This is a genomic window from Tropicimonas marinistellae, assembly GCF_001509585.1.
GTDB classification, from domain to species: Bacteria; Pseudomonadota; Alphaproteobacteria; order Rhodobacterales; family Rhodobacteraceae; genus Tropicimonas; species Tropicimonas marinistellae.
This window is the reverse complement of the sequence record NZ_LNCI01000013.1, coordinates 98602-112172: the sequence shown is the minus strand read 5'-3', so window position 1 is coordinate 112172 and position 13571 is coordinate 98602. Positions and strand designations below refer to the sequence as shown.

13 protein-coding genes are annotated in these 13571 nt (G+C 65.3%); 2 read left to right on the top strand and 11 right to left on the bottom strand.

Features of this window, described 5'->3' with window-relative positions; translation table 11 throughout:
* Positions 1 to 272: 272 nt before the first annotated feature.
* From ARC39_RS22560 to ARC39_RS22530, 7 genes are read right to left on the bottom strand one after another with little or no spacing between them, the layout of a single operon-like run.
* Positions 273 to 542: an amphi-Trp domain-containing protein gene (locus tag ARC39_RS22560; RefSeq protein WP_068118319.1), complete on the bottom strand. Its 270-nt coding sequence runs from the start codon at positions 540 to 542 to the stop codon at positions 273 to 275.
* Between the two features lie 3 nt (positions 543 to 545).
* The gene (locus ARC39_RS22555) at positions 546 to 1871 is read right to left on the bottom strand and encodes a metallophosphoesterase (RefSeq protein ID WP_236545360.1); all 1326 of its coding nucleotides are present in this window, start codon (positions 1869 to 1871) and stop codon (positions 546 to 548) included.
* A 10-nt stretch (positions 1872 to 1881) separates the two neighbouring features.
* Positions 1882 to 2583 carry a histidine phosphatase family protein gene (locus tag ARC39_RS22550; protein WP_068118313.1) on the bottom strand — a complete coding sequence of 234 codons (702 nt, stop codon included), beginning with the start codon at positions 2581 to 2583 and terminating at the stop codon, positions 1882 to 1884.
* Positions 2580 to 3686, bottom strand: coding sequence for an HprK-related kinase B (locus ARC39_RS22545; protein WP_068118309.1), 1107 nt, complete (start codon positions 3684 to 3686; stop codon positions 2580 to 2582). The genes ARC39_RS22550 and ARC39_RS22545 overlap by 4 nt, the downstream gene beginning before the upstream one ends.
* Positions 3683 to 4567: a GAK system ATP-grasp enzyme gene (locus ARC39_RS22540; protein ID WP_068118304.1), complete on the bottom strand. Its 885-nt coding sequence runs from the start codon at positions 4565 to 4567 to the stop codon at positions 3683 to 3685. The genes ARC39_RS22545 and ARC39_RS22540 overlap by 4 nt, the downstream gene beginning before the upstream one ends.
* Positions 4564 to 6198 carry an aminoglycoside phosphotransferase family protein gene (locus ARC39_RS22535; RefSeq protein ID WP_068118302.1) on the bottom strand — a complete coding sequence of 545 codons (1635 nt, stop codon included), beginning with the start codon at positions 6196 to 6198 and terminating at the stop codon, positions 4564 to 4566. The genes ARC39_RS22540 and ARC39_RS22535 overlap by 4 nt, the downstream gene beginning before the upstream one ends.
* The gene (locus tag ARC39_RS22530; RefSeq protein WP_236545359.1) at positions 6191 to 6640 is read right to left on the bottom strand and encodes an NUDIX domain-containing protein; all 450 of its coding nucleotides are present in this window, start codon (positions 6638 to 6640) and stop codon (positions 6191 to 6193) included. The genes ARC39_RS22535 and ARC39_RS22530 overlap by 8 nt, the downstream gene beginning before the upstream one ends.
* 73 nt (positions 6641 to 6713) lie before the next feature.
* Here ARC39_RS22530 and ARC39_RS22525 point away from each other — a divergent pair, with 73 nt between their 5' ends.
* Both ARC39_RS22525 and ARC39_RS25735 read left to right on the top strand, forming a co-directional pair.
* A complete protein-coding gene (locus ARC39_RS22525) occupies positions 6714 to 7901 on the top strand; it encodes a GAK system CofD-like protein (protein ID WP_068118345.1) in 1188 nt (395 codons plus the stop codon).
* Positions 7902 to 7973: 72 nt separating this feature from the next.
* A complete protein-coding gene (locus tag ARC39_RS25735) occupies positions 7974 to 8945 on the top strand; it encodes an NUDIX domain-containing protein (RefSeq protein WP_068118296.1) in 972 nt (323 codons plus the stop codon).
* Between the two features lie 29 nt (positions 8946 to 8974).
* Here the strand turns inward: ARC39_RS25735 and arsB are convergent, their stop codons facing one another.
* From arsB to ARC39_RS22500, 4 genes are all read right to left on the bottom strand, one after another.
* Positions 8975 to 10009, bottom strand: a complete 1035-nt coding sequence (arsB, locus tag ARC39_RS22515) for an ACR3 family arsenite efflux transporter (RefSeq protein WP_068118293.1) — start codon at positions 10007 to 10009, stop codon at positions 8975 to 8977.
* 256 nt (positions 10010 to 10265) lie between these two features.
* Positions 10266 to 11534, bottom strand: a complete 1269-nt coding sequence (gene arsJ, locus ARC39_RS22510) for an organoarsenical effux MFS transporter ArsJ (RefSeq protein WP_068118284.1) — start codon at positions 11532 to 11534, stop codon at positions 10266 to 10268.
* Positions 11534 to 12544, bottom strand: coding sequence for an ArsJ-associated glyceraldehyde-3-phosphate dehydrogenase (locus ARC39_RS22505; RefSeq protein WP_068118281.1), 1011 nt, complete (start codon positions 12542 to 12544; stop codon positions 11534 to 11536). Before ARC39_RS22505 ends, arsJ begins: the two co-directional genes overlap by 1 nt.
* A 78-nt stretch (positions 12545 to 12622) precedes the next feature.
* Positions 12623 to 13480 carry a metalloregulator ArsR/SmtB family transcription factor gene (locus tag ARC39_RS22500; RefSeq protein ID WP_068118279.1) on the bottom strand — a complete coding sequence of 286 codons (858 nt, stop codon included), beginning with the start codon at positions 13478 to 13480 and terminating at the stop codon, positions 12623 to 12625.
* Positions 13481 to 13571: the final 91 nt, after the last annotated feature.

Here is a 13571-nt window from a genome sequence, read left to right as displayed (position 1 = left end):
TAACTCTCAATACAGATGAAAATCACCTGCACAGAATATCTCACGGCTCGTGCCGAAACGGCAGCGCCAACATGGCTCGTGCCCATGGGAAACACCGCGGGATAGCACACGCCAGACCCCGAATTTCCCAAAGCGCAGACAGGCATTCGAAATCGGGAAATCGCTGGCGATCAACATCTTACGATCGACATCCCAGGCAAGTGGTCCAGACGACATCGCCGGGACGGGGTGACGGGTTACCACTTTGTCCTTTTTGGCGGTTGGATCGCGCCTCAGCTCACTTTCGGCGCTGGATTGTCCTTCGGCTTTTCCGGGCTTTCGGCCCACGTGATGCGCAGATCGAGACGGCAGTTGCCGTCGGTTCGGTCGGCGCGGATGCGCAGGCTCAGCAGGCCGTCGGGTTCGAGCGTGAAAGTGCCGTCGTCGTCGGAAAGCGTGAGTTCCCCCTTCCCGATCCCCTTTGTCACGGCTTCGAGAAAGGACTTCACCGTCTTGCGGGACTGAAGGGATTCATGCCGGAACTTCCCGTCTTCCTTTTGCATGTGTCACTCGGCCTTCCATGGTTGCTGCGCCGGGTTGAAGTGCTTTGCGCGCGGATAATCCGTGCTCAGCCCCAGAATGTCTCCGCTGGGAAATACCAGGGTCGCACCGGCGCCGATACCGTGCAGACCTTCGCGTTGCCGCGAGACACGGTCCAGAGTTATGTCGCCTTCCAGATGCAGAAGCCCATGCTTCGCCAGAAGCCGTTGGCCGGCGTGGTTGTTGACATGTCCCTGGACCACCATCTTTACACCGGTCGCGTGTAGCCGGGCCACACCTTCGTGCGTCAACCGGGGGTCAGTGGTGCGGTACTTGGTGCGGGCGAGGTTGGCGACCGCGCCGGTATAGAAAGCAAACGGGTCCCGAGCGGCTTCGTTTCGGAAACGGCGATTGACCTCCTCTGTTCCGCCATGCGCCAGCAGGGCGCAGACGGAATCATCCAGCCCCGCGTGAACGAACAGCAGCGAACCGCACCGGCAAATGACCTCCATGGCCCGATAGAACCAGGCATAGTCTCCCCCGGGTTCCAGGAACAACTGGTGGCAGACGCGTGTGGCGGCGAACAGGTCGCGCATGGACAGGCCGGTGCGCGCGACCTCCGCGTCGAAGGCCTCTCGCTTGCGTTCAAGGCGGGATACTTCCCGCGCAATCGCTTCGCGCGACAGGTGCGCGGCTGCGAGAGCCGGGAACCGATCCGGCCAATCCTCAGGCGGGAAGATACGATCGCGGCAGGCAGCCTCGTCGGGAATGCGCGCTGAAATCCCCCGGGGCGCGACGTAGCGGTCGAAGACCTCCCGCAGGAGCGGCACGATCTTGCGCCCCATCCGGACGAAGAGATGGTCGGTCAGCGGCGACCGCGGGCCGCCCAGAGCCTGTATGGCCACGCGCATCCGCAGGTCGTGGTTGCCCGCTATCAGGTGAAGGTCGGCGCCGGTGGCGATCAACGCGGCAAGCGCGTCCAGCATGTCGAGGTTCGACGGACCCTTGTCGAGGCAGTCGCCACCAATGACGATCCGGCAGGCGTGCCCGAAGCCTGTCAAGGAGAATGCGGTCGCGCCCGCGCCGTGGCGCTGGATCACCCCGGCACCGGAGAGGGACCGAAGAAAGCTCTCGGCGTCTGCATGGGGGTCTGAGACGAAGACGAGGGGGCGGTCCGGCCAGTGCCATGCGCCGTGTCGGCCAGTCGATTTCAGGCTTTCAATCACCGGCTGTACGCCGGCGCCGGAATGCGCGGCATCGGTGGGCCATGGTTCACAGGCGATTGGCAGGTTGGAGCCGGTGGCCAGTGCCGCGAACATGGGGGAGAAAGATGTCTGTGCGATCTCTCCCACGATGCTCCCCTCAGTCCAGACCGGTCCTTCCGCGCGCACGCTGCTTCCAGTCGCCGCCGTAGTGGGACCATGTACCATCTGCCATGTAACAGAGGTGTAACGGCCTGGCATGAAACATGCTGAGGTCGGCGACCGCGTCGAGCGTGAGCACGCCAAGCTGGTGTGCGGCGTGGCGGAAGGCGGCGCCATGACCGAAGTAGAGGGTCAGCCGGGGATTTTCGTTGGGGGATGGGCGTCCGATGGTCTGGCGCAGATAGGCCGCGACCCGTTTTCCCGCGTCTTCCATCGATTCCGCGCCCTGTAGCGGCAGACGATAGTAGTTGTCCGATTTCCATCCCGGTGGCGGCGGGGCGAACCGTGGGTCCGCGGCGAGCACTGCTTCGATCTCCGCCAGCGTCAGGTTTGCCGCGGACCCCAGGCCGCGTTCGGCCAGTGCCGGTGACTGGCGGATTTCCGCGATGCGCAGCCCGTGCCGGCCAAGCGTTTCGCAGGCGAGCGTCGCGGTCTGCCATGCCCGGAGCTGGCAGGAGCAGTGAACGACCGGGTCGAGGTCCAGCCCGTCCCGCGCGATATGTGCGGCCAGTTCGTCGCCACATGCGCGGGCTTGCTCTTCTCCTTCGTCCGTGAGCGGAAAGGGTTGCAGGGCGCTCGGCGCACCGGCGCGCTGGTGGTAGGCGCCGTGGCGGACAAGCGCGGCGTAGCGTGGGCTCATGCCGCCGTCCGGGCCGCGAGGAGCCGCGCACCGGCCGATTGCAGCGCGTCGAAATCCACGCCGCCCGTCACCTCGCTCACGCGGACGCCGTCGAGCGCCGCGAGATAGGCGGGCGCATCGAGCGGTTCGTCGTCGCGCAGGAAGGTGCCGCCGGGCTTCTGGTAGAAGGGGCCGGGGCTCTTCATGATCGCGCCGAGCAGGTCGGGCCGCTCGGACAGCGTGACCGGGCGGATTTCCGTTGGATCGGCGCTGCCGCGCTGCCAGTTCAGTACCCAGAAATCCGTGAGTGGGGCCGAGACGCGAACCCGGTCCGGGCCGTAGATGTCGCGCACGATAAGGTCGTGCTTCTCTTCGAGGTTCCAGAGGGTTTCCGGGGGCATGGCCTCAAGCTCGGCGATCCGTTCCGGCGCCAGCATCGGCCGAAGGCGGGCGTTCGTCACGATGGTGCCGGGGTTGATCCGGGGCTGCTTGGGAATGCCGAGGGCCTCGGGAGCGGGCGCGGCGGGCCGTACGAGCAGACGGTCGTTGGCGACAAAAGCCGTTCCGGCCAGCTCCATCATGCGCAGGATCGCGGTGGATTTGCCGCCCCCCGAGAAGCCGGCGATTGCCAGCGTGCGCGCCCCGTCGGTGACCGCGGCGGCGTGGCAGATCTGCCAACCGTCGCGCAGGCACGCGTTCAGGATCTGCGTGTTGACGAAATTCACGATCTGGTTGGGATGGGCCGCGCAGGGGCCAAAGGCGGCGACCGCGTCGGGCGATTGCAGAAAGGTGACGCCGGTCCGCAGCTTGTGCACGAGGCGGCCGTTCGCGAGATTGCAATAGGCGTCCTTGCGCCCGGTCTTTCCCGGCTCTCGGGCCCAGTCCACCCAGGCGGGGGCGGGGGCCAGTTGCTGGCCTTCCAGAACGTCAATGGTGATCGCGGTCGGGGCAGGGGCGGCAAGCGCCTCGTGGAAATAGGCCTCCAGTTCGGCCCGTAGCGGATCGGAGGCGCGAATGGCGAGCCTTACCGGACCGACGCCGAGATGGAGCGGTGCGACCGCGTTGAGTGGCGCAAGGTCGAGCGCCGCGAGCACGTCGGCGACGGTTCGATGCGGCGTGTTCATGCCGGTAACTCCTTGAGAACATGGTCGGCCAGAAGGCCGGCGGCATCCATGCCGCAACCGTCGCGCACGCCCCGGAACCCGCCGAAGGCGGAGACCTCGAACACGATGGGCCCCTCGGCGGTGAGCGCCACGTCGACGGTGGTGAAGTCGAGGCCGAAGGGGGCCTGTGCGTTCCGCGCAAGCGCGATCAGTTCCGGTGAGGGTTCGAAGCCGGCGTATTTTCCGCCGCTGTTGATCGTGGTGTTCCAGCTCCCGGAGTGCGAGACGCGGGCATAGGCGCACAGGTAGTCTCCGCCGAGGAAGACCATGCCGAGGTCCTGGCCGGACAGTTCGCGCTTTTGCTGGATATACATCACCGGGTTCGCGGCCGCGAAACCGGCGATCTTTTCCGCGGCTGCGGGATCGTTCGCCTCGATGACGCACATGCCGCGCGCCTTGGTGGAGAAGAGCGGTTTGAAGACGGCGGCGCCGAAGTCCCGGACGGCCGTCAGCGCGTCGCCCTGGCTCTCGGTGATCCGCGTGGCGGGCATGGGGACGCCGGATGACGCCAGCGTCACCGTGCAGGCCAGCCTGTCCATCAGCCGCAGGATCCGTTCGGGGCGGCTGAAGATGCGGACGCCGCGCGCTTCGGCCCATCGCAGCAATTCCAGTCGGTCGAGCGCATGTGGCGAGTAGATCTCGGAGATCTTCTTGATCACCAGCCCGTCGAGGGTGCAGAGATCCGCACCCTCGTGCCACAACGCGCCGCTGGCAAGGTCCGCGGTCACCGCCGCCATGTCGATCACCCGGCGATACCCGGTGCGCGCCTCAAGGGCGTCGGCCAGCGCCTCGGTTGACCATTTGCCGGGGACGCCCACCACCCCGATCCGCAGGTTTTTCACGAGAACAACTCCTCGATCGGCAGTTTCAGCCGGTTTTCCTTCCCTTTCGGGCATTCCAGCGTGCGTTCCAGCAGGAAGCGGGCGCGCAGGAACATCCTTCGGGCATGATCCTTGTCGAACACAAAACGCGTCGATGTTGCGAAGGACCGCGCCAGACCGAGGGCGAGACGGTACTCGAACATCCCGTCCTTCTGCCCGCGCGCGAACTTCGCCGCCATCGCGTGAAAATCGCACGCCACGCGGGTGATCCGGCGGCGGATCGGCATATCCGGGATCTGGAGCCGGTAGGTCGAGACCATGAACACCGACACGTCCTGCACGTAGTCCATGTATCGCGAGCGGTGCAGGTCGATGAACCGGATCTTGTCCTCGGGACGGTCGTAGATGATGTTGTCGAGGTTGAAATCGCCGTGGATATAGACCGAGAACGGCGCCGGCAGGGCGGCCTCGCGCTCTGTCGCCTGCGCAAGCAGGTCGTCGAACCCCGCGATCTCCAGACCGCCCAGGCAGCTCCCGCCGGCGGCAAGATCCGGGTGGACGCGGTGCACCTCCTTCATGCGGCTGGCAAGCTGCTGCATCGATCGCATTTTGGCGGGCTCATCGGTGCGCGTACTGCGCCAGATGTCGCGCAGGGTCTTGGACAGGGCCTTCTGGGCTGCCTGCAGTCGCGCCTCGCTTTCGTTCAGCAGGATGTGCTCGAAGGTTTGGCCGGGCAGATGCTCGATCAGCATCGCCGCCGACCCGCCGCGTTTCTCGTATGACAGGATCTTTGGCGCGAGGCCGGGATAGATCGAGTGCCAGCTCTTCACGCCCGCGCGCTCGTCGCGCACCTTGCGCGCCTCGCCGTCCTTGAAGACGGCCGCAGGCGTATCGCCATTGCCTTTCTTCGAGTGGACTCCGGAGATGGCGCTGCCCGAGCGCGTCTCGGCAAGCGGCTCCAGTTCCAGCTTTTCCCCGAGCGAGTCGCCGTCCGAAAGGATGCTGCGCAGCGTGAAATACCGCTCGAACTGCACCGGTTGGCCGATGCTGACCGACAGGATCGCCTCGCTCACGGTCTGGAGCGCATCGCCCATCAGGCGCAGCTCGCTGGCGGCGAGCAGGGCATTGGCGAGATCCTCGGTCCGCTTGGATTTGCGCATGTCGCGCGTGTAGGTCCGGAAAAGCTGATCGTAGAGGGTTTCGGTTCGTCCTCTGGTCTGACCGATCCGCACGGCCCGGCGGCTGTCTCGGGTGGATACCGCGCGGGGAACATCCTGCACGGCGGCGCGAATGGCCTTGATCGTTTTTGGATAGGCTTCCGGGCGTAGCAATTCCGGACGCCGGACCTCCTGACAGTGAATGAGGCAGCGACGGGCGTGTCGGCTTGTCTGGTCCAGGCTGCGTGCCACCACATCGAGGCTTTGCAGAGTCAGACGGTTCGTCGAACTGGCGTTCTTGCGACCGAGCCCCCGCTGGCACGCCTTTTCCACGCGCGAGCGGAGGTTGAAGCTGTATCCGGCGCGCTGGATCACTTTCTGCGCGGCCTCTTCGGACGGCGCGTCGAAATAGGACTGCAGCGATGCCAGCTGCCCGTCCACCTCCGCCGTGAGGAAGTGCAGGTTCTCTTCGACCGCGCTCGGCAGGCTACCCATGAAAGACCCCCAGATAGGTCGGCGACTCCGGGCGCAGTATATGGCGTGCGAAGTCGGGACGAAACGGGGCCTGCGGGGTGAGCGGATCGGCCCAGATCGTGTCGATCTGCGATGGGTCTGGCAACGGACCGACGCATGGGACGTATCCGGGCGGAACGGAGCAGGAGAAGAGCATTTCGGTCTGATGCCGGATCCCGTCGGCCTTGGGCTTGTGGACCTCGGCCACATGCAACAACGGGCCTACCTGCACGTTGGCGCCGATCTCCTCGGCGCATTCGCGGCGCAGGCTCGCCTCCATCGTCTCGCCGGGCTCCTGCTTTCCGCCCGGCAGCGTCAGGTAGGGTGTGCCAGCGGGTTTTTGTTTCAACTGCACCAGTAGCCGGCCGTCGCTGAGGATAACGGCCCGAACCGTGGGCCGGATCGGCGCCAGAAAACGGTTCATTGCGGTCATCGGAGAGGCCTATAAGACAAGAGACTGGTGGGGAACGCCCGTGGCGTCGGCGAAGGAGCACAAGGTGTCAGGTCTGACAATAACGCGCAACGCCCAAATCCCCGACCCGCTTCGGGTTGCGCGGTGCCGCAGCCTGCCGAACCTCGGGCCGCGATTGATCTTTTTTTCCGGCGGCAGTGCGCTCAACGAGATCTCGCGCTGCTTGAAGGGGTACACGCACAACTCGGCCCATCTGATCACGCCGTTCGACAGTGGCGGCAGCTCTCAGGAGTTGCGCGCGGCATTCGATATGCCGGCGGTGGGCGATCTGCGCAGCCGGCTGATGGCGCTCGCCGACGAAAGCGAGCTTGGCCAACCGGATATCTTCCGCTTGTTTCATCACCGGCTTCCCGCCGACGGCACGCCCGAGGCGCTGCGCACGGAAGCGGAGGCGCTGTTCGACGGCAGCCACAAGCTCATGCGCGCGATATCGCAGCCGATGCGGCGGTTGATCCTCAAGCAGCTTCGGAGTTTTGCCCGCGGGATGCCGGAGGGGTTCGATCTCCGCAATGCCAGCGTCGGCAATCTGATCCTTGCCGGGGGATACCTCGCGAATGACCGCGCGCTGGAGCCGGTGCTGTTCCTGATGTCCAAGATGGTGGCCGTGCAGGGAACGGTGCGGGCGGTGGTCGACGCGAACCTGCAGATCGGCGCGGAATTGACCGACGGCCGCGTGGTGGTCGGTCAGCGAAACCTGACGGGAAAAGAAGTGCCGCCGCTTTCGCAGCAGATCAGCCGGTTGTTTCTGGCGGATGGCGAAACGGAGTTGTCACGGGAGGAGGTGCGCCTGCCCAAGCGAAACCGGCGGCTGATCGAGAAGGCGGACCTGATCTGCTACCCGCCGGGCAGCCTCTACAGCAGTGTCATCGCGAATCTTCTGCCAGCCGGGGTGGCTCGTAGCATCGCGGCGCGCGAGGTTCCGAAGGTTTACCTGCCAAGCCTGGGAACGGACCCGGAATGCCCCGGCATGAATCTCGCCGACCGCGTGGAGGCGCTCCTGACCGCGCTGCGGCAGGACGCGGGCGCGGAATGCGCGGCCAACCGGCTGCTCAACCTCGTGATTTGCGACAAGAGCGGGTATGATGCGGCGTCGGCACGCGAGCTGGAACGGCGCCACGGGCTCAAATGCGTGCAACGTCCGCTCCGGGCTGGCGGCGAGAGAGACATCTACGATCCGCCGCAGGTCTGCGAAGCGCTGGTTTCGCTGACGTGACACCCCCACAGGGGGCGGGCCTTCCCGGTCGCGCACCGCCGCATCGCGCGTAGCCACGAAAGGGCATGGCAGATGACACGCAGCTTGTTCCTCATGCGCAACGGCAAGGCCGAGCCGGCGGCAGGGTCGGCGGGGCGGCCGCTCCGCGATGCGGGCAAGCGGCAGGCGCAGCGAATAGGCACCTGGCTGGCCGGGCGGGGGGAGATGCCGAAATACGCGATTGCGGCGCCGTCGGCGCGGGCACGCGTGACCGCCCAGAAGACCATGAAGGCCGGCGGGGCAGGGGCGCGGGGGTTGGTCCTCGACCCGGCGCTTGGCCGCTCCGATCCGGACGCGGTGCTGGCGGCACTCGCGCGATTTGACGATGCGTCGGGAGACGTCCTCGCCGTGGGCCATCGACGCGCCGTGGCCGCAACGCTGAAGGCGCTGCTGCGCGAACGTCCGGACGAGGCGCGTGCGCCAAAGACCGGCACGCTATTTCAGCTTTCGATGCCGGAGGATTGGTCGGATCTGGTGCGCGGGTCTGCGCAGCTCCTGACAATCGTTCGGCCTGCGGATCTGCCCGCAAAATTCCCCTGGCCCGGTCCGGGCGGGTCGGATTGGCGCGACAGACCAGCCTATTACTACACCCAGTCCGCGGTGATCCCGTACCGGTGGGGCGCGGGCGAACTAGAGGTGTTGACGATCTCGTCGAGCAAGCGAAATCACTGGGTCGTGCCGAAGGGGATTTGCGAACCAGGATTGTCGCCGCAGGCCTCCGCCGCCGTGGAGGCACGTGAAGAGGCGGGCGTGCTGGGGACCGTCTCCGAACGGCCCGTCGGGCAATTCACGCAGGAGAAATGGGGGGCGACCTGCACCGTGACCGTCTTTCCAATGGAGGTCACGGAGGTTCTGGAGGGGGACGATTGGGAAGAGCGCCACCGGGATCGACGGTGGATGCCTCCCGAGGCGGCGGCGCAGCAATTGCGCCATCCGGAGCTTGCGCGGATCGTGGAGGCTTTTGGCCGGGATGCGCGGGCCGGGGCGGCGGCGGTCACGGAGTGACGCCGCGCGCCTGTTGAAAGCGGCGCGCGTCAGGCTTTCCGGCGTGCAGGTGCGTCGCCGGGGAAGCGGTCCCGCGTCCGGTTGGCAAAAGCCACGAGGGATAGCATCACCGGTACCTCCACCAGCACGCCCACGACCGTTGCCAATGCCGCGCCCGAGCCGAGCCCGAAGAGCGAGATTGCGACAGCGACGGCCAGTTCGAAGAAGTTCGATGTGCCGATCATGGCGCAGGGGGCGGCGATCCGGTGGGGGACCTTCGCGATCCAGGCTGAGGCATAGGCCACGGCGAAGATCGAATAACTCTGGATGACGATCGGGATGGCGATCAGCAGGATCACGGTCGGCCGGGACACGATGGTTTCGGCTTGCAGCGCAAAGAGGATGACCACCGTCACGGCCAGCGCCATGGCGGAATAGGGAGAGACCTTCGACTTGAAGGCCGCGATTGCCGTGGCACTGCCGAGGCGCGCGCGGGTGAGCATCCCCGCGGCCAGCGGCAGAACGATATAGAGCACGACCGAGAGCAGCAGCGTCTCCCACGGCACGGCGATGTCGGTCACGCCCAGCAGGAAGGCGACGATGGGCGCAAAGGCAAAAACCATGATCAGGTCGTTCACCGTCACCTGCACCAGCGTGTAGTTCGGGTCGCCCTTTGTCAGGTTCGACCAGACGAAGACCATCGCCGTGCACGGCGCGGCGCCGAGCAGGATCAGGCCGGCGATGTATTGCGACGCGTCCTCCGGCTGGATCCATGGCGCGAAGATGTGCTCGAAGAAGAGCACCGCGAGAAAGGCCATGGTGAAGGGTTTGATCAGCCAGTTCACCACGAGCGTGATGACCAACCCACGCGGGGCCTTGGCAACGTCGCGAATGGAGGAGAGGTCCACGCCCACCATCATCGGGTAGACCATGGCCCAGATCAGCACGGCGACGACGAGGTTGACCGAGGCCACCTCGGCCGCCGCGACGAAGCTGACGAGGGCGGGGGCGATGTTGCCGAGGATCAGGCCGGCGATCATGGCCAGCGCGACCCAGAGGGTGAGGTAGCGTTCGAAACTGCTCATGTTGTTGCTCCATTGAGATGCTGGGCAACCGGAGGGTCGGCGCGCCATGCCCGACCCTGGGAGGGCGTTGAGACGGGCGTGTTCTGCGAGTTGCCGCAAACCATTGAAGCGTTGGTGCGGCGTGCGACGGAGAAAATGCCCTCCCGGGGGGAGGGTCGGGCATGGCGTGGCGTCCGGACACGCCGGGCGCGCGGCTGGGGCGGCGCGGACAACCCCGCGGAGCGCCCTTTGCGCGGCAGGTCGGTTCGGGCGCGTGTCATGGCGCGACCTCTGCCGGCGACGTGGTCTGAAGCCGGCGGGCAGCGAGCCATGACAGGCCGGCCATCAGCGCGGCAGTGCCGAGGGTAAGGGGAAGGCCGCCGATCTGGTAGGAGAGGCCCGAGAGCAGCGTACCGATCAACCGCCCGGCGGCGTTCGACATGTAGTAGAAGCCCACGTCCATCGTCACCCGGTCGTGCCGCGTGAAGGCGAGGATCAGGTAGGAATGGACCGAGGAGTTGATGGCGAAGACGAAGCCGAAGACCATCAGCCCCGCCACCAGCGTGATCGTGAGCCAAGGTGCCGGATTGCCCGCCACCAGCGCGCAGAGCGCAAGCGCGGCCGGGATCAGGGCCAGAACGCCGACCCATTGCACCGCCAGCGCGACGATCTGGTCGGTCGTCTTCTCCTTCGCCTTCAGCAGTCCCGGCGCCCAGGCCTGCACCGCGCCGTATGCGATGATCCAGAGCGCCATGAAGGTGCCGATCTGGAAGAAGGCCATGCGGTTGCCGGCCTCCGACCCGTCGGAGAGCACGGCATAGAAGTAGATCGGGATGCCGACGACGAACCACACGTCCCGCGCCCCGAAGAGGAAGACGCGCGCCAGCGAGAGCAGGTTCACGTTGCGGTCCTTGGAGAAGACCTCGGTGAATTTCGTTCCCTTCTTGCCGCGCGGCAGACCGGCCGGCATGAAGGCGACGATGGCCGCGAGAATTGCGGCCAAAACGGCGGCCATGGCGAGCACCGAGCCGGTAAACCCGACCGTCCCGAGCAGGATTGTGCCGAGCAGGAAGCCAAAACCCTTCACGGCATTCTTGGAGCCGGTCAGGTAGGCGACCCAGCGGAAGAGTCCGTCGCCCTCGGACGGGGCCAGCAGCTTGACGGCGCTTTTGGAGGACATCTTGGCGAGATCCTTGGCGACGCCGGACAGCCCCTGAACGATCATCACGTAGATGACCGAGCTGACCAGCGCCCATTCGGGATCGAGTCCGGCGAGCGCCAGCAATGCCAATATCTGGATGCCAAGCCCCGCATAGAGCGTGGAGGTCAGCCCGAACCGCGCGGCGATCCACCCCGCCGAGAGGTTCGTCACCATGCCCATGAATTCGTAGAGCAGGAACAGATAGGCGAGCTGGATCGGCGAAAACCCAAGCGTGTGAAAGTGCAGCAGAACAAGCATCCTGAGCGCGCCGTCGGTGAGCATGAAAGCCCAATAGGCGGCTGTGACGGCAATATAGGCCGAAAGACCCTGTTTGTGGTTCTGCATCAGAGGCTGTCCACGACGAGGCGGGTGACATCGGCCAGCCGGAAGGCGTAGCCGTATTCGTTGTCGTACCAGGCGTAGATCTTCACCTGGGTGCCATTGACGACCATCGTCGACAGCGCGTCGATGATCGAGGAACGCGCGTCGTTCAGGTAGTCGCAGGAAACGAGCGGACGAGTTTCGTAGCCGAGGATGCCTTTCAAGTCTCCGTCGGCGGCGGCTTTGAAGAGCGCGTTGACCTCTTCGACGCTGGTCTCCCGCTCGACCTCGAACACGCAGTCCGTGAGCGAGGCATTGAGCAGCGGCACGCGCACCGCGTGGCCGTTCAGCCGCCCCTTCAGTTCCGGATAGATCAGGGTGATGGCCGTTGCAGAGCCCGTGGTGGTGGGGATGAGAGAATTGAGCGCCGATCGGGCGCGGCGCATGTCCTTGGCCGGCTTGTCGACGATGGTCTGCGTGTTGGTCACGTCATGGATCGTGGTCATCGAGCCGTGCTTGATGCCGATTCCCTCGTGAATGACCTTCACGACAGGCGCGAGGCAATTTGTGGTGCAACTGGCCGCCGTGATGAGCTTGTGCTCCTCGGGGCGGTAGATCTGTTGGTTCACGCCGTAGACGAGGTTCACCGCGCCGCCGTCCTTCACCGGCGCGGAGACAACGACCTTCTTCACGCCGGCATCGAAATATGGTTGTACCTTGCCGCCGGTCTTGAAGACCCCGGTGCAATCGACGACCACGTCAACGCCAAGATCCGCCAGCGGCAGGTCTTCGATCCGCCGTTCGCGGGTCAGGCGCATGGTTTGGCCATTGATCGAAAGGCTGCTGTCGTCATGGGAGATGTCTGCCTTCCAGCGGCCGTGGACCGTGTCGAATTCGAGCAGCAGCGCATGTTGCTCCGGATCGCCCTGGGCGTCGTTCAGCAGGACAATCTCCGCGTCCAGGCCGAGGTCGAAGAACGATCTCAGGACCAGCTTTCCCATCCGGCCCAGGCCATTCAGCGCAATTCTTGTCATTTCCGTCTCCATCGCGCGCCGTATCGCCGCGCTTTATCGTAGTGTGGTGCCGCGCGGGGAGCGGCGGTGGCCCGCGCGTCAGGTTTCCTCGGCGAGGTCGTTGGTGCGTCCGATCTCGTCGAGGCGTTTCTGCAGGGAGAACTTGTCCAGAGTATCGAGGGGCAGGTTCACGAATATCGAGATCCGGTTGCGCAACATGCGGTAGGTTTCCGAGAATGCGAGCCGCCGCTCGGCCTCGTTGCCCTCCACTGGTACGGGATCGGGTACGCCCCAATGTGCGCTCATCGGTTGTCCGGGCCAGACAGGACAGATCTCCGCGGCGGCCTTGTCGCAGACCGTGAAGACGAAATCGAGGGCCGGGGCGCCGGGGTGCGAGAATTCATCCCAGCTTTTCGTGCGGGCCTGCGAGACATCGTGATTGAGGTTGCCGAGCAATTCCAGCGTGTAGGGATGCGGGCCGCTTGCCGCCGGATGCGAGCCCGCGGAATAGGCGGTGAACCGCCCCATTCCTTCGCGGTTCATGATCGCTTCGGCCATCAGTGACCGGGCGGAATTGCCGGTGCAGAGAAAGAGTATGGTGTAATTCTCTCGTGCCATGGGCGTCTCCAATTGGCGCACCGCCCGTTCGAGCAGGGGGTGGCAGAGTTCGGGGCGGGACTGGCAGCAGCCTTCGAGAAGGAAGGACAGCAGGTCCCGAATCTCGTCGGTATTGGCGGTGTAGCGTTGGTTGCGTCCCTCGCGGACACGCTTGATCAGGCCGGCGTTCAAGAGGACGGAAAGATTGTTCGACAGCGTGTTCTGACGGATATCGAGGATTTCCGCGATCTCGCCCGGCTGCCTGCCATGTTCTCCGGCCTGAACGAGCATGCGGAAGATGTCCAGCCGGGTCGGCTGCGACAGCGCGAAAAATGCATTGGCGACCTGATTCTTTTCCATACTTCATGAATAATGGATATATTGGGCGTGGGCAATACGGAGACTGGCGAGAGGTTTCCGCCTGGCGGCGGAGGTGTTGAGATACTGGGCT